Origin of the sequence: Acetobacter sp. P1H12_c, assembly GCF_018811975.1 — a bacterium.
GTDB classification, from domain to species: Bacteria; Pseudomonadota; Alphaproteobacteria; order Acetobacterales; family Acetobacteraceae; genus Acetobacter; species Acetobacter persici.
Map to the genome: position 1 here is coordinate 1 of NZ_JACRVR010000016.1, position 18426 is coordinate 18426.

An 18426-nucleotide genomic window follows, 5' to 3' on the forward strand; every position below is an offset into this window, starting at 1 on the left:
CACCCGCGAAGAAGCCCTAGAATTACTTAGCTCAAACAAATACTCTTTCTTATTCAACAACGAGGGGAAGTTTGTCACTGGGGGCTGCAAGGAAAATCCGCAACCTGCGCGTAGCGAGTGACCCCTCTATCTGACAAATCCCGGGTAGGAACGAAGACAGCTGAATAGGGTCTGAACTCCCCCGAGATTGGCGGAGACGTCCGATTCCGAAGAAATTTTACCCGAAAGCCACCCGTCTGCTTCCCCCCCCAATCATGACCCTCCAAACGTAACGCTCGGAGGCGATGACAGCACGTGCGCAAAGTAGCGCGAAAGCTGCTCCTCCAACTCGTCAGAAGGGATAATTCCGGCGATGTAACCGTCAGGACGTACGAGCACCCAGTGACCGGGTTCGATCCCGTAAGCTTCAGCGATATCGCCCTCTTCATCGATGAGTTCATGCCCCACGCCAATTGTGACGATCCGAACCCCTGCAATGGCCGGCGGCCAGTCGCGCGTTTCGTAACCGAGCAAGGTCCAGTGTGGCCCATGAAAAACCGTGAACAGCCGTGTCGGTTGCCCCGCCTGTCCGCGACAGGGCGCATCAGGGGCGCGACCGCCCGCCTGCACTTTGCCGCTCACCGAACCGGGCACGTTCAATGATGAACCGCGATAGCCGAGGTCGAGCTGACGCGCTTCGCGATCACGTCGCATGATGCCCTGCTTGACTTCCCCTAGTAGCCGCGTCGAGAGACGCAGCATGTTTAACGCAATCGGTCGACGCTCCGCCTCGTAGCTATCGAGCAACGCTTGCGGCGCCCCCGAGAGCACGGACGCCAGCTTCCAGCCGAGATTATAGGCGTCCTGAACGCTTGTATTGAGGCCCTGACCGCCGGTTGGCGGGTGAACATGCGCGGCGTCCCCCGCAAGGAAGACGCGCCCGATCCGATAGCGATCGGCCAGACGCGCACTCATCGTATAAACCGACGACCAGGAGACCGAACGGACCGTAATGTCCCCTCTGCCGCTCCGGTCTTCGATAAACGCGGTCAGTCCGGCCGGAGACAGATCGACCTCTCCGTCCAGAGCCACAGGAGCCTGAATCTGGAACAGGTCCGTCCCCGCTAGCGGGCAGATCATCACCTGTGTTTCGGGTGAACCGAACTGGAACCGATGCCAGGCGAATCGATCCAACCCCTCCAGCCGCACATCGGCAACGATCGCACGCACGCCCAGTGCTGCTCCCGGAAAATCGATCGCCAAAGCATGGCGCACGAAACTGCGGCCACCATCGGTCCCGACGAGGAGCCGGGCGCGGATAACCTGCTCGCCGCCTTGCTGTTCGATCTTCGCCGTAACGCCATCATTGTCCTGCTGGAAACCGACCAACTGTGTCCCAAAATGTGGATGATGACCCAGTTCGGCAAGCCGCTCCCGCATGACGGCTTCGGTGACGAACTGTGGCAGCATCAGTGGTGCCGCATAGGGCTCCGCTGGGGTCGGAAAAACGTCCGCTTCCGTCAGAAGCGACATTTTATGGGTTCCATCAGGACGATACTGACAGAGCGGCGGATAAGGGCCGCCTGCCGCAGCCATACGATCGACGATGCCGAGATCCTCGAAAATCTCCATCGTGCGGGGCTGGATGCCCTTCCCGCGCGACCCGCTGAACGGCTGCGCGTTCTGCTCGATCAGTCGGAACGAAATTCCACGTCGGGCGAGGTCGATGGCTAGTGTCAGGCCTGCAGCCCCCGCACCCGAGATCAGGACGTCTGTATCGAAAGACACTGGCAGCTCCGCGAATCAATGTGTAATATTCACATATATAGGCTCCGCATCGAAGGCAACAAAAAACGTGAATAATGCACATGATTCTGAGATCCTGAGGGGACTCCATGCCGCAATTATCGATCTGGTCGATGAAATCAACCGGCCGCGTCGGGATGATCGTCTGATCGAAGAAGCGGGTATTCCGCTGGATCGGGCCCTGTTTCCACTTCTGGCACGTGTATGGCGTTACGGTCCGATCGGTGTGGTCGAACTCGCGGATCGGACGGGCCGCGATCATACGACCATCAGCCGACAGATGAGCAAGCTGGAGGAACTGGGCCTCATTGAGCGCAAGCCATCCGTAACGGACAGGCGTGTTCGCGAAGCAACAGTGACAGGGAAGGGACAGGAAATGATTGACCTGCTCAATGCGGCGCGCGAGAGGCTGGCCAACCGCATTCTTGTCGACTGGACCGACGAAGATCTTGATCAGTTAAGGTTGCTTCTGCGCCGCTTCGCTGATGACTTGATGCGGTGATGTTCGCCTAGGCTTCTGCGCTCCGTTCGTTCGTCCGGGTGGTTTAGTCGTACGGGCCAGTAATAACCCTTTGGATTGCACCGAAACTGAACAGGCCTTGTCGCCGCGTCAGGCAAAGGCTGATTTAACGACACGATGTCCGTTCTGATTGACCTGAACCGCAAAACCGGACCATCCGCCTTCCCCCCCATATCGGTCGTTTGAATGAGCGTATCGGGGCCTCTGTTTTTCAGCGAGCGGCTCTGGAGGTCATTGAAATATGAATGCGTGTATCTTCACGCTTTCGAGACCGGCTCGGAATTTCGTGCCGGCTTGGCAAAATGGACTGGTCATTATAATTCGCGGCGCCCGCATTCGTCGTGGCACGATTATAAGAACTGACAGCCTGAAGGCACGGGCGATAGCCTGCTCATACCAACCCGCCACCAAACTGCCCTCACTCTGTGAATCCCGCCGCGACCATTTGCGCAACAGAGTTCCTCTCACCATAAGCACAAACAGCCCGAATCACACGTAAGCATGGTCTGTGATTCCCACATTTCAGCCTGTGCATAAGTCTAATTTGAATTGGATTTTGAACGCCGCTAACAGGCCGCCCCGAAAAAAGGGGGGTAGAAAATGACCACTTTTTTTTCCGGATTTGGTACATGAAATACAGGGCAAGTGCCTTTTTTTGCCCCCGCGTGGTTGGAGGGGGGTGTGTCGTGTTACGGTGTCGCATCGAAAAGGGAGCCGAATTTATTCGGCGATAGAGGAAAGAAGAAAAGAGAAAAAGCGTAGCGATTTCATATGCATCCGAAGGGTGCGTATGAAATTGAGGTAGCGTGCCTTCCAAACGGGTCAAACGGGCCATAGTGAGGGAGAGATCGTTGGGTGGGGCGTTTTTTGGAATGGGGGTGTCGGCCAAGAGAAGGTTTTGGGGTGTGAAGGAAGATAACATGGCCGTAGAGACCGTTTTTTTGAGGCTGTATAGCGGTGTAATGTCGTCCGGCAGTCATCTAAGCCAAGCGTCTCTATTGACGCTCTGTGGACGGCATTTATATTCAGCAAAGAGACCATGCCGCTGTTTGAATGGCTATTTGACGTGTTTTTTGCTCGGAAGGCTATTGTGGCTTTTGTACCGACTTTTTGGTGAGTGTTTTGTACCACAAAAACTGAACGCTGTTGTAAAAAGGGGGTGTTTTGGGATTTAATCCCAAAACACCATTTTCACTATCTAATAATAACAATACCTTAGAGTTTCGATGATGCAATGAATAGAGCCCAAAAATGGCCTGTTTTTTGGCAATTTCGTCCTGTGGATAAGTTTGTTTTGGATTTGCATCTAATTGTCCGACAGCATCCCTTTCTCTTACCTTCCGCCATTCTCACGTGATAACGCTGTATGATCCGTTGTATCAGCGACCACAGTATCAAGCTTCTGCGCATCGCGGATCCATGTCTTCAGCGTCGAAGAGCCGATCCCCAGATCCTGGGCAATACGCTCACGCGACAGACTGCTGCTCAGAGCTAAACGCACCGCCTCATGCCTGAATTCTGCCTTATAAACTCGTCCCATTCCACGTCTCCTTCATGACCATCTTCGGTCTTAAAGGCCCGGAACTAAACCGCGACACGTCCACAATGGGGGATACATTCAGAAAGCCATTCCGCCTGTCGTCCTTCCGGCTCTTATCGGGCTGGCGAGCATGATCTGGATTGACCGCGCCGATCCCGTCAACCGGCTTCTCTGGACAGGTGCGACCGTCTGCATCGCCGCTGTTATCTTCCTGACAATCGGCTGGTTCGTGCCAGCCAATACGGGCTTCTCCTCCGGGAGCCTCCCTCTGGATCAGGTATCAGGGAAACTCGATACCTGGCTTCGCCTTCACAATATCCGCATCGCACTGGCCGTTGCCGCATCGGCGCTCGGCGTGTGGGCGTGCAACCGGTAGAGACCCTCATCATGCCGAGACTGATTCATCCCCTTGCCGGAGTGGTGGCGCTGCTCACCATCGCAACCTTCTGGCTTTCTACGGTCATCTCCGAGCTTTTTCTGTCCCGGGATGTTGTGATCGCCGTCAAGACGACGATCCCATGGGGATTTCTTCTGCTTGTCCCGGCACTCGCTGCAACAGGAGGTTCGGGCGTCTTTCTGTCGCAGGGGCAGCGCACCGGGCTGGTTGGTACAAAACTCAGGCGCATGCCCTTCATTGCCGCGAACGGTATCCTGATCCTTATTCCATCGGCCCTGTTCCTCGCCGCGAGAGCCCGATCTGGCCTGTTTGATGCATCATTCTATGGTGTGCAGGCTCTGGAACTTCTTGCTGGTGCGACGAATATCACGCTGCTTGGTCTGAATTTCCGTGATGGCCTGAAACTGACTCAATGGCGTCGTAAAAGCCGTCTGCAACCGGCGCAACGTTACCGAACCATTCTTGAGAAGAAAGAGAACGTCGCCGATGGCACGGTCGCATTCGTCCTAAAAAAACCGGAAGGTTTTATTTTTACCGCAGGTCAGGCCGTCTACGTCACCCTGCCTGAACTGCACAAATCGGACAGTGAAGGACGCATTCGGACCTTCTCACTTGCTGGGGCTCCGACGGACAGCACTCTGCTTGTGGCCACACGCCTACGCGATAGTACTTTCAAACACTGTCTTGCTGGTCTTCCGGAAGGGTCCGTTATCGATATTGAAGGCCCTTACGGCGATCTTGCAGTGACGCAGGATACGAGACCTGTGGTTTTCATCGCGGGTGGCATCGGGATCACGCCATTCCGGAGCATGATTCTGGAATCAATACAGCGCGGCCTGACGCGCGACATGACACTGTTTTACAGCAACCGTGAAGAACGCGAGGCAGCCTTCCTGTCGGAGTTACAGCAGCTTTCCGCAGCACATCCGCACTTCAGGCTTGTCGCCACCATGACCCGCCAGCCCGACTGGCAGGGAGAGCAGGGTTACATCACGCAGGCGATGCTTTCCCGTCATCTGGACGACCTGACCGGAGCGGTTCTCTATCTTGCAGGCCCCCCTGCCATGGTTGCTGCGATGCAAACGCTATTGAAGCAGGCTGACGTTCATCCGACACAGATACATTCAGAATCTTTCGCAGGGTATTGAAGCACGCACGCTTTCTGGAGAAACATTCCCGAAGCAGGTCATAAAGGGCTACTTCCCGCTATGTTTCTCCAGAAAGGCCGGAATAAGGGGATTATCCTCCTGCAGGGATCCTTTTGATGGAAGCTGTTGAGTATTCCAGCCGCCCCCAAGATCGACGATCAGTTTCACACTTGCCACCAAACGGCTTTCCTGAATTTGCAGCGCTGTCTCCTGATTGCTGAGCGCCGTCTGCTGGCTAGTCAGAACCGTCGTATAAATTGCTGTTCCGTATTGGTACTGGCTGAGTGACACATCTGCGGCATGGAGTGCTGCCTGAACAGCCTGCTGCTGCTCACCGGCCTGCTGTTTCAAAATCCGCAAACTCGACAATTGGTCTTCCGTGTCCTGTAAGGCCGTCAGCACGGTCTGTCTGTAGCTTGCCACGGCGCTGTCATAGTCAGCATTGGCTTCCTGCACGGCCGCCGTTCTTGCCCCCCCTTCGAAAAGGGTTTGCGAAGCGGATGCGCCCAAAGACCAGATGCGGTTACTGATCTGAATGAGCGACTGCACCGGGTTGCCACTGTATCCATAGGAAGCCGAGAGCGAAAACTCTGGATAGAAAGCGCCGATCGCCACGCCGACTGCGGCATTATACTCCTCCATGGCACGCTCGGCAGAAGCAATATCCGGCCGCCGTTGCAAAAGACTTGCGGGGACGGTGACAGGAATATCAGGGACAACGGATGTCATGATGTCCCGATCCAACGAAAGTTCTGCAGGCGGTTTACCAATCAGAACAGCAATCGCATGTTCATACTCTGAACGACTGACATCGGTCGCTGTGGCACTGGCTCGTGCGGCATCCAGGGTATTTTGTGCCTGCCATTCATCACTGCCATTGGCTGTCCCCCCTTGGTGCTGGGCACGAATAATGGCCAGTGTATGTTCGTATAACCGGATCGAACGTTCCAGCAGAGCTTTCAGAGTGTCCTGATACCGAAGCTCAAAATAGTCCTCGGCCAGTTGCTCCTGATAGGAGAGTTGTGCGTTCGCCAGATCGGCTGCACTGGCCTGTGCTGCTGTCACCTGCTCCTGGATTTGCCGGCGGATTTTCCCCCAGACATCAATCGTCCAGTCGGCCGTCAGTTCGGCGGCATAGGTATTACGTGTCATGCCTGAACTATATTGTGTACCACTGGTGGATGTTGCTGTACCCCCCTGACTATTACGCGAGAAATTCAGGCTACCCGAAAGAGTTGGGTACAGGCTGGCACGGGCTGCTGTGACAAGTGCCTGGGCCTTGCGATATTTGGCCTCATATTCCTTGACGTTCTGATTGGAGAGCGACACCTGCTCCTCCAGGGCATTCAGAACAGGATCATTATAAATTGCCCACCATTGCCCTTTGGGGATGGCCGCCATCTCGGGACGGGCTTTATCCCATCCTGGCGCGGGTTCCGCCTCCTTAAAACGTGCAGAAAGAATAGATTTTGGACGTTTATAGTCAGGGCCTACAAGAATACAGCCGGACAGAATGGTTGGTGTCAGCAACAGAAGTATGGCTTTTGCCGAGCGTGCACGAAGCATCGGAGGAAATTGCAACATCATTTTTATATTCCGAAATGCTCAGGAGCGGTGGAAAGAGGATGGTCTGATACGCTGGACGAGACTGCGCAGAATGGCTGGTAATTTCTGTCGCCCCCACATTCCCAGACGATCAAGGTAAATGTAGACGACCGGCGTCGTGAAAAGCGTAAGGATCTGGCTCAGGGCAAGGCCGCCAATAATGGCGATACCAAGAGGACGATGAAGTTCAACGCCATACCCATTCCCGAACACCAGCGGGACAGCGCCCAATGCCGCGGCCAGAGTGGTCATCAGGATCGGTCGGAAACGCAGCATGCAGGCTTCGTGAATGGCCTCGCGTGCGCTCTTGCCATTCTGCCGTTCTTCACCAATGGCAAAATCGACCAGCAGAATTGCATTCTTCTTGACGATCCCGATCAGCAGAATGACCCCGATCAGCCCGATCAGATCAAATTCCTGACCACACAGGTAAAGCGCCAGCAACGCTCCAGCCCCCGCTGATGGAAGGGTCGACAGAATGGTGAGCGGGTGAACATAGCTTTCATACAAAATGCCAAGCACGACATAGACGGCGGCGAGGGCGGCGAGAATAATCAACGGCTCGCTGCTACTCTGGCTCTGAAACTGGGCTGCGGTCCCGGCAAAACTTCCATGTATGGAGGTCGGCATTTTAAGGCGGACCATTTCGTTGCTGATAATACGGGTCGCATCAGACATTGATGCACCTGATGCCAGATTGAACGAAAGCGTTGCCGCAATGGCCTGCCCCTGATGGTTGAGGTTTACCGGGGTTATGCCGCGGGACATCCGTGCGACCACGGAAAGAGGGATCATCGTTTCAGCATCTGAAGAAACGGCTGATCCGCTCGAGGCGCTCGTGCCGCCAGCCAGAGCGTTGGCAATCTGATTGGTAAAGGACTGACTATTTTCCGAGGAAGCAGACGTAACCGTCGTATCGGAAGAACTGCTGGACGATGATGAGGAGGAACGGATACTGTTGCTCTGTGTACTTCCACTTGCTGTCCCGCCGGATGCGCTGACCCAGGCCATCTGCAACATGTCAGCATTTTTCCAGTATTGCGGTTGCACATTCATGACCACACGGTACTGGTTCAGGGCGTTGTAAATGACCGAGGCGGACCGCTGGCCAAAAGCGTCATACAGGGCGTTGGCTACAAGCTGCGCGGTAATATCCGTGCGCCCCCCGATATCCCGGTTCAGCACAACCTCTTCGGAAAGACCTTTTTGCTGGATATCGGTGGAAATATCTTTCAGTTGCCCATGTTTTTGCAAAGCTTCCTGAAGAATTGGCACCCAGTGATAGAGTTCTTTCGCATCGTCACTTTCCAGCGTGTACTGATAGGCACCATTACTACTGCGTGGGCCGGTTGGAAGCAGGCTTGGAACCTGAGCAATAAACTGTGCTCCCGCGAGATCAGAAGTGCGATGCCGAAGGTCTGCCACAGTCTGCTGGATCGAGACGTTACGATCTGATTTGTCCTTGAGCTCTACGAACATAGTAGCCTGATTGGAAGAATCACGGCCGCCGATGAAGCCCACAATACTGTCTATCTCTCTGTTCTCCAGAACTCTGCTTTCTACATCCTTGACTTTCTCCATCATGGCATTGAACGAAATCGACTGATCAGCCACGAGATGGGCCATCAGCGAACCCGTATCGCTCTCTGGAAACAGGCCTTTGGGCATTACGATAATAAGAATACCCATCAGCAGAATTGTGGCGGGGATGGATAACAGAACCAGAACCGGATGCCTGAGCGCACGATCCAGAAGGCGGCCATACCCAGCGTGCATCCGGTCAAAGAGTATCTCGACCCGCTCAGACAGCGCAGAAAGCCGACTTGCAGAAACCTGATCCGTTTTTTCCTCATCTTTGGAACGCAAGATATAGGCGCACATCATGGGTGTCAGTGTCAGGGAAAGAACCATGGAGACCAGCACGGTGATCGAGATGGTCATGGCAAATTCATGGAGTAATCCACCGATAATGCCGCTGAGCATGGCAACAGGAAAGAAAACAGCCACGAGGGAAATAGAGACTGAAAAGACCGTGAAAGCGACTTCCTGCGCTCCTTTCAGCACCGATTCGGAACGGGTTACGCCAGCTTCAAGATAGCGACTGATATTTTCCAGCACGACAATCGCGTCATCAACGACAAATCCAGTCGCAATCGTCAGCGCCATCAGGGACAGGTTATCCAGAGAGTACCCCATAAGCTTCATGACCGCAAAGGTCGTAATCAGCGACTGTCCGACGTCAGGACCTATGGGCCGAAATTGGTGAATTGGATAAAGGAGGATTTCTGGCTCATCGTAACGACGAAGGAGTGAAGAATGAGCCAGAAATCCTCACCGGCGCCGACATCTGGGGAGCGTGTGATCCGAGACATCCGGCGGGCGACGCGTCGACAGTATTCGGCGGAAGAGAAGATCCGCATTGTGCTCGATGGCCTGCAGGGTGAAAGCAGCATAGCTGAGCTGTGCCGCCGCGAGGGTATCGCCGAGAGCCTGTATTATTCCTGGTCGAAGGAGTTCCTCGAAGCTGGCAAGAAGCGGCTTGCGGGCGATACGGCGCGCAACGCCACGACCGGTGAGGTCCGTCATCTGCGCGACGAGGCGCGTGCGCTCAAGGAAGTCGTGGCCGAGCAGACGCTGGAGCTGCGCCTGCTCAAAAAAAGCATGATCGGGGATGGGGGAGACCCCGCATGAGGTATGAAGCGTCGGAAAAGCTCGAGATCATTCGGCTCGTCGAGCAGTCGGCCCTCTCAGTTCGGCAGGTTCTCGGCAAGATCGGCGTCCCGCGCTCAACCTTTCACCGCTGGTGCGATCTGTATCGAACCGGCGGCCCGGAAGCCTTGGCGGACAGGCCGTCCCGCCCAAAACGGACATGGAACCGCATCGCCGACGATATCCGCGCGCGGATCGTCGATCTGGCGCTGGAGGCGCCGGACCTGTCACCGCGCGAAATCGCCATGCGGTTTACCGACGCGCACGGCTATTTCGTCTCGGAAGCCTCGGTCTATCGATTGCTCAAGGCTCATGACCTGATCACCAGCCCCAAATTCATCGTCATCAAGGCGGCGAAGAGCTTCCACACGAAAACAACGGCGCCGAACCAGCTCTGGCAGACGGATTTCACCTATCTCAAGGTTATCGGCTGGGGGTGGTTTTACCTGTCGACCATCCTCGATGATTTCTCGCGTTATATCATCGCCTGGAAGCTGTGTACGACCATGGCGGCGTCTGATGTGACGGACACGCTGGAACTGGCCTTGCAGGCGTCAGGCCTGGATCAGGCCACGGTCAGTCACCGACCGCGCCTGCTCTCCGATAACGGTCCCTGCTACGTTGCTGACGAACTCGCAAAATGGCTCGGGCAGAAGGCCATGGACCATGTGCGTGGTGCCCCGAACCACCCTCAGACACAAGGAAAGATCGAGCGTTGGCATCAGACGCTCAAAAACCGTGTGCTTCTTGAGCATTATTATCTGCCAGGCGATCTCGAACGACAGATCGAGGCGTTCGTCGAAAACTATAACCATCGCCGGTATCACGAGAGCCTGAACAATCTCACACCCGCCGATGTCTGGTTCGGGCGGGGCCAGACCATCCTGCTCGAACGTGAGCGCATCAAACGCGCCACCATCCAGAAACGACGCTTGCTTCATCAGCAGCGCGCCGCCTAAACATCACAACCAGATGGGCCAGATCCTCCGTTATCTCACACCATCCATAGTCCCAAATCTTTCGACGACGGACAATCAGCGACGACGGAACGACGACGGCCGGTATCAGGGTTGTTCGCGGAGAACGCAGGAATAGCAGAACCACCCCCACGACAAGCAGGACCGATAGCACCAGTGTGCGTTGAGTATCATCCAGAGCAGCCCTGATCGTCTGGGAGCGATCACTACTGACATGCAGTTCAACATCTGCAGGTAACGCGGCAATAAGCGTTGGAAAGCGAGCCCGGATTTCCTTGATGGTTTTGACGACATTGGCTCCTGATCGTGGGAAAACAATCGCCAGAACCGCAGGAGAGCGATTGAAAAAACCTCCTGTTTCCACATCCTCGACACTATCGGAGACAGTTGCCACATCCTCGAGATGGACGGGACGATTACTTCGATAGGCGACAATAAGGCCCTGGAGGTCCTTTGCCTTGTGAATCTGGTCATTGGTTCTCAAAATCAGGCGCTGTTTTCCTCGGGTAATGAAACCTTTAGGTGTATTGGCATTGGCCGATGACAGCGCAGCACGGATATCTTCAAACCCGATCCCATACTGATAAAGTTTGAGCGGATTCATTTCGACCCGGACAGCAGGAAGCGCACTTCCCCCCAGTTCTACTTCTCCAACACCCGTTACGGAATCGAGATGCTGTTCGAGAACATTGGTCGCTTCATCGTAAAGCTGTGCGGGTGTGCGCGTTTTCGATGTGAGCGCCAGCACCATGATTGGCATGCCAGACGTATTCGCTACCCGGTATGTGGGATCCTGCCGAAGGGTTGTTGGCAGATCGCTTCGTGCCGCACGGATAGCTGCCTGCACATCTCTCGCCGCACTGTTCACATCCCGCGAAGACACGAACTGAAGCGAAATATTGACCTGCCCCGTGACCGATTCCGACGTCATGGAATCCAGTCCCGCAATCGTCCCTAAATGCCGCTCCAGTGGTTCGGCAATAGTACTGGCCATTTCTTCCGGCGTGCCACCTGCCTGCTGAGCCGAAACCTGAATCATCGGCATATCGACATTCGGTAGATCAGAAACCGGAAGCTGATTGTATCCTATGATACCGGCCAATATCATGCCGATTACGATCAGGGTGGTGCCAATCGGGCGCTGTATACACAGGGCGACAGGAGACATTTCCTACTCTCCCGCCGGCGCTGAGACGCCACCATGGCGTCTGTTCCGCCAGGCTGTCACATAGAGACGCAATTGCTCCATTTTCAGGTAAATGACGGGCGTGGTGAAAAGAGTGAGCAACTGACTCACCATCAGCCCACCAACAATTGCATATCCCAACGGACGGCGTAGTTCAGAACCAACCCCCGAGCCAATGGCCAGCGGGACAGCACCCAGCATGGCAGCCAGTGTCGTCATAAGAATGGGGCGGAAACGTAGCTTCGCGGCCTGCACGATGGACGCTTCAGATGACATACCTTCAACCCGCTCGGCCTCAAGCGCGAAGTCGATCATCATGATCGCGTTTTTCTTGACAATGCCAATCAGCAACACGATGCCGATGATGCCCATGATATCCAGCCCGGCCCCTGTCATCCAGAGCATCAGCAAGGCGCCCACGGCAGCGGACGGCAGCGTTGAGAGAATGGTCAGGGGATGGACAAAACTCTCATAGAGCACACCCAGCACGATATAGATGGCAGCAAGAGCCGCAAGAATCAGCCAGACCTCACTGGACATACTGCTCTCGAAAACCTGAGCTGTTCCCTGAAAGGAAGTCTGCATGGTTGCTGGCAGACTGAGCGTCTTACGTGCCTGCTCAATGGCGGAAACGGCCTCTCCGAGTGCATGGCCGCTCGCCACGTTGAAGGAAATCGTAGCAGCAGGAAACTGGCCCACATGGGTTATGAGCATCGAAGCCTTGGCAGGCGTGATTTTGGCAACCGCCGAAAGAGGAACGAGCCCGGATGTCGGCTGCCGTGTGGGGCCTGACGTGCTGCTTCCCGTTGTGGCACTCCCAGCCATGTAAAGCTGATCCAGTGATTCTGGGCGGCGCTGGAGCTGGGGAAGCGCTTCAAGGATCACGCGGTACTGATTGGACTGCGTATAGATGGTCGAAATCTGACGCTGACCGAATGAGTCATAGAGCAGATTGTCCACGGTCTGCGGCGTAATGGAAAAACGTGCTCCGGTGGCCCGGTCCAGTGTGACATCGGTGGCCAGAGCCTGCGCCTGAAGGTCAGATGTGACCTCAGACAATGCGGTAGATTTCTGCAGCTCCTTGACCAGTCTGGGCACCCAGGTTTCGAGCCGTTCCGTGCTCGAATCTTCAATCAGGAACTGATATCGCGTGGCGGACACAGTGGTATCCAGGGTCAGATCCTGTACAGGCTGCACGTAAAGCTGTGTTCCGGGAACCTGCAAGGCTTCCTTCTGAAGACGTTGGCCGATTTGCGCGGCAGTCAGCGTCCTCTTGTCATGTGATTTCAGATTGATCTGAAACCGACCCCGGTTCAGCGTCGTGTTGTCGCCATCAACACCAATATAGGACGACAGGCTGGCAACATCGGCATCCCTGAGAAGCACGTCTCCCAGACGCTTCTGCAAAGCCTTCATTTCATCAAAAGAAATGGAGGCGTCCATCACGGAAATACCCTGCAGAACGCCCGTATCCTGTTCTGGAAATAGTCCTTTGGGAATGATGATCACAAGTCCTGCCGTAACGATGAGCGTCATCGCAAAACAGATCATTGTGAGTGTCTGATGTCGCAGAACATGAGCAAGCCCACGGTCATAGGTATCAATCACGCGAGCGATGAGCCGATCGGTCGCTGCGGCCCAGTGCGGTTTGGCTTTGGTATGATCGTGGTCCTTCAGCAGACGGGCGCACAACATGGGCACCAGCGTCAGGGACACAACGGCTGAAATAACGATCGTTACGGCGAGCGTGACAGAGAATTCATAAAACAGCCTTCCGATCACATCGCTCATAAAAAGCAGGGGGATCAGAACGGCAATAAGGGAGACCGTCAGAGAAATAATTGTGAAGCCAATCTCGCCGGCCCCGTCCACGGCAGCCTTGTAGCGATCATCACCTTTCTCGATATAACGCGCGATATTTTCGATCATGACGATGGCATCATCAACAACGAAACCTGTTGCGATCGTCAGGGACATCAGTGACAGGTTATCAAGGGAAAAGCCCTCGAAATGCATGACGGCAAGTGTTCCCACAATCGACAAGGGAACAGACAATGCCGGGATCAGTGTCGCGAAAGGATCGTGCAGAAAGACGAAAATAACACCGACGACCAGAGCGAGAGACAGCAGAAGTTCAAACTCGACGTCGGAAACCGATGCCTGAATTGTCGTTGTACGGTCAGTCAACACCTTGATTGTCACGCCTGCAGGCAGATCAGCCTGCAACTGGGAAAGTCGGCTTTTGATCGCGTTGACTGTGCTCAGGATGTTGGCCGAAGGCTGACGTCGGATATTCAGGATAATAGCTGGATCAGCATCGGACCATCCTGCCAGTTCCGTATCTTCCGGCCCTTCCGAAACCGTCGCAATATCGCGGATACGGATAGGCCCCTTGCTGGTGCTGGACCAACCGACCACCTGATCAAGAAGTTGCTCCGTAGTGGAGATCTGCCCCTGGAAATTGATGGTTTTGCTTTGGGACTCTCCGTTGAAACTTCCTGTGGGCGTATTGACGTTGACGTTCCCGATCGTCGTACGCAACGTATCCATATCCAGCCCGTAGGCGGTCATTTTGGGAATATTGACCCGGACGCGATACGCTTTTTTGTTTCCCCCCGAAAGCGAGACTTCGCCGACACCTGATATCTGACTGATTTTCTGTTCCAGACGGGTTGCCACATAGTCTTCGACTTCAGGAAGAGGTAACGTCGTGGACGTTACACCGAGAATGAGGACTGGCGTATCCGCCGGATTGACCTTCGCATAAATTGGGGGAGCCGGAAGAGAGGATGGCAGAAGCGAGTTGGCTGAATTGATTGCCGCCTGCACTTCCTGTTCAGCAACATCGAGAGACGTCGCAAGCGAGAAGCGCAGGGTCACGACCGAAGCTCCGGCAGAAGACTGAGACGCCATCTGCTCAAGGCCGGACATCTGTCCCATTTCCCCTTCAAGCGGCGCTGTCACGGACGTCATCATGACATCCGCGCTGGCTCCCGGATAAAAAGTCCGCACTACAATGGTCGGATAATCGACTTCAGGAAGAGCCGAGACGGGAAGGAAACGGTAGCTGATGAGGCCTGCCAGCAGGATGGCAAAAGACAGCAGCGTCGTCGCAACAGGACGATCAATAAAAAGCCGGGACAGATTCATTTTACTGTCTCAGAACCAGACGGGAGGACGAATTTGCGGGAAGGGAGATTTTAGAACCGTCATGCAGGTGATCGACGCCTGAGATGACGACCCTGTTTCCTTCCGTAAGGCCGGACGTCACCACGAGCGTATCATTCTGGCTGGTACCAGTCTTGATGTTCTGAACTTTTACAATGTTATCCGGTCCCGCGACGTAAACGTATGATCCATTGGGCCCAGTTTGAACGGCGCTCTCCGGCATCAGCAGCACATTGTTTTCCGTTTTTACAATGAGATGGGCATTTACAAACTGGTTGGGAAAAAGCTCTTCGGTCGTATTTGGAAGAATGGCCCTGAGCTTGATCGTTCCCGTTGAGGTATCCAGTTCACTGTCAAGAGAACTGACTGTGCCTTCAGCAAGCTTCTCCTCATTGGCACTGTCCCATGCCTCGACGGGAAGTTCTTTTGTACTGCGCAAGGTTTTCCAGACAAGACCCAGTTTGTCCTGCGGAACAGTGAAAATAACAGAAATGGGCGACATCTGCGCCAATGTCGCCAAACCATTTGTCTGGCCCGCACTGACATAATTTCCCCGATCAACGGCCCGGATACCAATCCGGCCTGAGGTGGGAGCATAAATATGGCAGTATTCAAGATCCAGTCGATAGGTTTCGACCAGTCCTTCATCTGATTTTACGGTTCCTTCCAGTTGTTCGACTTTATATTTCTGGTCCTGAAATGTCTGGGTGTCCACGGCGTCATGCTTCTGCAGTTTCATGTAACGCGCATAATCCATACGCGCCTCTGCCAGTTGCGCCTGGTCGGCTGCCAGTTGTCCTTCGTACTGCTTCAGTTGGGCCTGATAGGGACGCGGATCAATGACTGCCAGCAAATCGCCTTCCTTGACGTTCTGACCTTCAGTAAACAACACCTGTGTGAGGTATCCGGAAATACGTGTCTGAACCGTGACATTCGTAATGGGAATAACGGTTCCCAGTTCCGTAAGGATAACCGGCATGTCACCGCGCTTCACCGTTGCGACAGCGACAGGTGTTGCATCTTCATTCTCACCACCCTTTTTTGAAGGAACCGTAACATAGTAAAGACCGGTTGCTATGCCGGCGATAACAATCCCGGTGCCCAGTAACTTCCAGCGAGATATTTTTTTCGGTGCACACACCTCATGATTGTCCTGATCAGACATGGAGTTTCTACTCTCCTCGTTAGGATGATTGATGATTTAAGAAGATCTTATTTTTTCTTGAACAGAGCGTAATTTTTTCCAAGAGGAAGTGTTATGCGCACGACAAGACCGGATGGTTTATTGTCCATAAGTTCAAGTAAGCCATGATGACGTTCGACAACCTGCTGCACGATGGAAAGGCCCAGCCCCAGTCCCCCGTGACTGGCACGAGCCTGGTCGAGGCGCGTGAAGGGCAGCAACATATTGTCCCGCTCCTGCTCTGGTATTCCTGGGCCATCGTCTTTCACAAGAATGACGGCTTTTTCCTCATTATTTTGCAAAACAACTGATACAGAACCGCCATATTTCAGACCATTCTCGATCAGGTTATTAATGGCGCGGGACAGTGCTATCGGTTGACACTGGCAGACCAGTTGGCTGACAGGATTATAGGAAACCGGTTTCCCCATATCGGAAAAACCTGAGCAGAGGCTTTCGATCAGCGAGTCAAGATCTGTTGTCTCTTCGGGTTCAAGGTTATTTTGATCCTGAAGATAGGAGAGTGTCCCATTCAGCATTCTGGTCATCAGGATGACCTCACGCCGAACGGTGTCAGGACTCAACATGTCTTCGCCCAGCTCCACACGCATTGCCAGACGTGTGAGGGGCGTACGCAGGTCATGTCCGATGCTCATCAGCATTCGCGTCCGTTCTTCAACATAACGCACAATACGAGCCTGCATACGATTATAGGCACGTGCCAGACGCTGGATTTCCAAGGAACCAGTATCTTCCAGAGGCATCGGGGTAATATCCTGCCCAAATGCCTCGACGTGCTCAGCCAGGAAGGAAAGGGGCCGGTTGATTCTTCTGACAGACCAGATGGAAAGAGCAATCACCATAAGAAATAAGGATGCAAAAGCGACAATCAAAGGCATGGTCAGACGCATGATCTGCGGCCAGTGAAAATTGACTCCGTCATGCGCCTGAACAGCATAATAGCCATCATTGATAACCAGAGTGCTTGTCGTCATGCCTGAGCTATCGGCCGCGCAGCTATAGGCCTCGATTGTGAATTCAGGATGTTTGCTCTGCAGAATCCGACGCAGCTCTTCTGAGGGCATACGGGTTGGAATCGTTTTGCACGATGCGCTTTCTCCAACGACGAATCTGAGATCCGGCGTCGAAATCATTTGTGCGAGCTTCTTTCTTTCAGGCTCGGGCACGTGCTGCAATGCTGTCAGGCCGGTTTCAATGGCAAGACTGTTTGGCCAGGGGCCATCCGGCAAAGGTGGAATATACGGGCGGAACGCGACGAGCAGTAACATAATGACAGAAATGGTCGTTGCCATGCACAGGATTACGATCGCTACCATCTGCGTTGAGATGCTACGAGGCCACAGGAGAGTCTTGCTCATCGGGCCGGAAATCCGCCTTCTGGTTTCTGGAGATGGGGTTGAAAAACGTAACCTTTGCCACGGACTGTGCGGATCAGTTCCAGCTGACCACCTTCTTCAGCCAGCTTACGGCGCAATCTGCTGATGATCAGGTCAATTGCCCGCGGATCGATTTCGTCCGCATCCCCTTTGAGAGCTGCAACCAATGTGCTTCTCGCCATAGCCTTATCGGGATTCTGGCAAAACTCCTGAAGGAGTTTTGCCTCCGCGCCTGTCAGGGTAACGCGAACACCTTTCTGGCTGTAAAGAATGCTTTTTCTGGGAAGGAAACGCCAGTTTCCAAAACAGTATTCCTGTGGTGTTCCGGTATTTTGGTTCCGGCGAAGCACCGCACAGATTCGCGCCTCAAGTTCGCGGAGATCGAAAGGTTTTGCGATGTAATCATCAGCGCCAAGATTAAGTCCCACAATCCTGTCGTCTACTTCTGATAACGCACTGATGATCAGAAGAGGAAGAACTGTGTTTTGCTTGATGTATCGGCAGAGAAATTTTCCGTCTTCCTTCGGCAGCATCAGATCCAGGAGGACCATATCGACAGAATGTTCACGCAATGCAGTCTGGAGACTAGCCAGATCCTCAGCCGCATAAACGATGTAGCCTTTCTGCGACAGAAAATGTTTTAGAAGGGATAGAATCTCAAAATCATCTTCGACGATCAGGATATGCAATGGCCGCACGGATAGTGATGTCCCGCTCGTCTCAGTTTTGCATTGTGACCGATCCGACACCTGAGATATTTTCCTCTGGGCTACCTAGTGATGACGATAGCCAGATAGTGACACAAAAATGG

The 18426-nt window shown here is 54.1% G+C and carries 12 protein-coding genes and 2 pseudogenes; 5 read left to right on the forward strand and 9 right to left on the reverse strand.

The genetic code is table 11. The features are described from left to right. Nucleotides 1-252: 252 nt before the first annotated feature. The gene (locus KP699_RS09555) at nucleotides 253-1767 is read right to left on the reverse strand and encodes an FAD-dependent oxidoreductase (protein ID WP_215762431.1); all 1515 of its coding nucleotides are present in this window, start codon (nucleotides 1765-1767) and stop codon (nucleotides 253-255) included. A gap of 67 nt (nucleotides 1768-1834) precedes the next feature. Between KP699_RS09555 and KP699_RS09560 the strand changes: the two genes are divergently transcribed. Then, on the forward strand, nucleotides 1835-2287 hold the full coding sequence (locus KP699_RS09560) for a MarR family transcriptional regulator (RefSeq protein WP_215762432.1): 453 nt from the start codon (nucleotides 1835-1837) through the stop codon (nucleotides 2285-2287). A gap of 228 nt (nucleotides 2288-2515) precedes the next feature. After that, a pseudogene (locus KP699_RS09565) lies at nucleotides 2516-2647 on the forward strand (integrase core domain-containing protein); the annotation flags it as partial. 991 nt (nucleotides 2648-3638) lie between these two features. On the opposite strand, the gene KP699_RS09570 reads toward KP699_RS09565, so the two are convergent. Further along, entirely contained in the window at nucleotides 3639-3845 is a 207-nt protein-coding gene (locus tag KP699_RS09570) for a transposase (protein ID WP_215762433.1), read from the reverse strand. 88 nt (nucleotides 3846-3933) lie between these two features. Between KP699_RS09570 and KP699_RS09575 the strand changes: the two genes are divergently transcribed. Both KP699_RS09575 and KP699_RS09580 read left to right on the forward strand, forming a co-directional pair. Next, nucleotides 3934-4221: a DUF1772 domain-containing protein gene (locus KP699_RS09575; RefSeq protein ID WP_308164905.1), complete on the forward strand. Its 288-nt coding sequence runs from the start codon at nucleotides 3934-3936 to the stop codon at nucleotides 4219-4221. Nucleotides 4222-4232: 11 nt separating this feature from the next. Continuing rightward, the gene (locus KP699_RS09580; protein ID WP_215762434.1) at nucleotides 4233-5390 is read left to right on the forward strand and encodes a ferredoxin--NADP reductase; all 1158 of its coding nucleotides are present in this window, start codon (nucleotides 4233-4235) and stop codon (nucleotides 5388-5390) included. 48 nt (nucleotides 5391-5438) lie between these two features. Here KP699_RS09580 and KP699_RS09585 read toward each other — a convergent pair whose 3' ends face one another. Next, nucleotides 5439-6977, reverse strand: a complete 1539-nt coding sequence (locus KP699_RS09585) for an efflux transporter outer membrane subunit (protein WP_252346921.1) — start codon at nucleotides 6975-6977, stop codon at nucleotides 5439-5441. 18 nt (nucleotides 6978-6995) lie between these two features. Beyond that, a complete protein-coding gene (locus tag KP699_RS09590) occupies nucleotides 6996-9320 on the reverse strand; it encodes an efflux RND transporter permease subunit (RefSeq protein ID WP_308164906.1) in 2325 nt (774 codons plus the stop codon). Between KP699_RS09590 and KP699_RS09595 the strand changes: the two genes are divergently transcribed. Continuing rightward, nucleotides 9312-10663, forward strand: a protein-coding gene (locus KP699_RS09595; protein ID WP_252346922.1) for an IS3 family transposase whose coding sequence is annotated in 2 segments (ribosomal slippage) — nucleotides 9312-9647 and nucleotides 9650-10663 — 1350 coding nt in all. Because the reading frame shifts where the segments join, the coding sequence is not laid out codon by codon here. The two genes, KP699_RS09590 and KP699_RS09595, sit on opposite strands and share 9 nt — an antisense overlap. 73 nt (nucleotides 10664-10736) lie before the next feature. On the opposite strand, the pseudogene KP699_RS09600 reads toward KP699_RS09595, so the two are convergent. The 5 genes and pseudogenes from KP699_RS09600 to KP699_RS09620 form a co-directional block, all read right to left on the reverse strand. Next, nucleotides 10737-11849: pseudogene (locus KP699_RS09600) on the reverse strand (efflux RND transporter permease subunit); the annotation flags it as partial. A gap of 3 nt (nucleotides 11850-11852) precedes the next feature. Beyond that, complete coding sequence (locus KP699_RS09605; protein ID WP_215762438.1) at nucleotides 11853-15017, reverse strand: efflux RND transporter permease subunit; 3165 nt, start codon at nucleotides 15015-15017, stop codon at nucleotides 11853-11855. A 1-nt stretch (nucleotide 15018) separates the two neighbouring features. Beyond that, nucleotides 15019-16200 (reverse strand): efflux RND transporter periplasmic adaptor subunit, encoded by a 1182-nt coding sequence (locus KP699_RS09610; protein ID WP_215762439.1) that lies wholly within the window; start codon nucleotides 16198-16200, stop codon nucleotides 15019-15021. Between the two features lie 47 nt (nucleotides 16201-16247). Then, nucleotides 16248-17597 (reverse strand): ATP-binding protein, encoded by a 1350-nt coding sequence (locus KP699_RS09615; protein ID WP_215762440.1) that lies wholly within the window; start codon nucleotides 17595-17597, stop codon nucleotides 16248-16250. After that, nucleotides 17594-18313 (reverse strand): response regulator transcription factor, encoded by a 720-nt coding sequence (locus KP699_RS09620; RefSeq protein WP_215762441.1) that lies wholly within the window; start codon nucleotides 18311-18313, stop codon nucleotides 17594-17596. The genes KP699_RS09615 and KP699_RS09620 overlap by 4 nt, the downstream gene beginning before the upstream one ends. Nucleotides 18314-18426: the final 113 nt, after the last annotated feature.

Coding starts and splice junctions, on each gene's coding strand:
- KP699_RS09580 (WP_215762434.1), top strand. CDS start 4,233: ATGCCGAGACTGATTCATCCCCTTGCCGGAGTGGTGGCGCTGCTCACC.
- KP699_RS09615 (WP_215762440.1), bottom strand. CDS start 17,597: ATGAGCAAGACTCTCCTGTGGCCTCGTAGCATCTCAACGCAGATGGTA.
- KP699_RS09605 (WP_215762438.1), bottom strand. CDS start 15,017: ATGAATCTGTCCCGGCTTTTTATTGATCGTCCTGTTGCGACGACGCTG.
- KP699_RS09570 (WP_215762433.1), bottom strand. CDS start 3,845: ATGGGACGAGTTTATAAGGCAGAATTCAGGCATGAGGCGGTGCGTTTA.
- KP699_RS09610 (WP_215762439.1), bottom strand. CDS start 16,200: ATGTCTGATCAGGACAATCATGAGGTGTGTGCACCGAAAAAAATATCT.
- KP699_RS09585 (WP_252346921.1), bottom strand. CDS start 6,977: ATGATGTTGCAATTTCCTCCGATGCTTCGTGCACGCTCGGCAAAAGCC.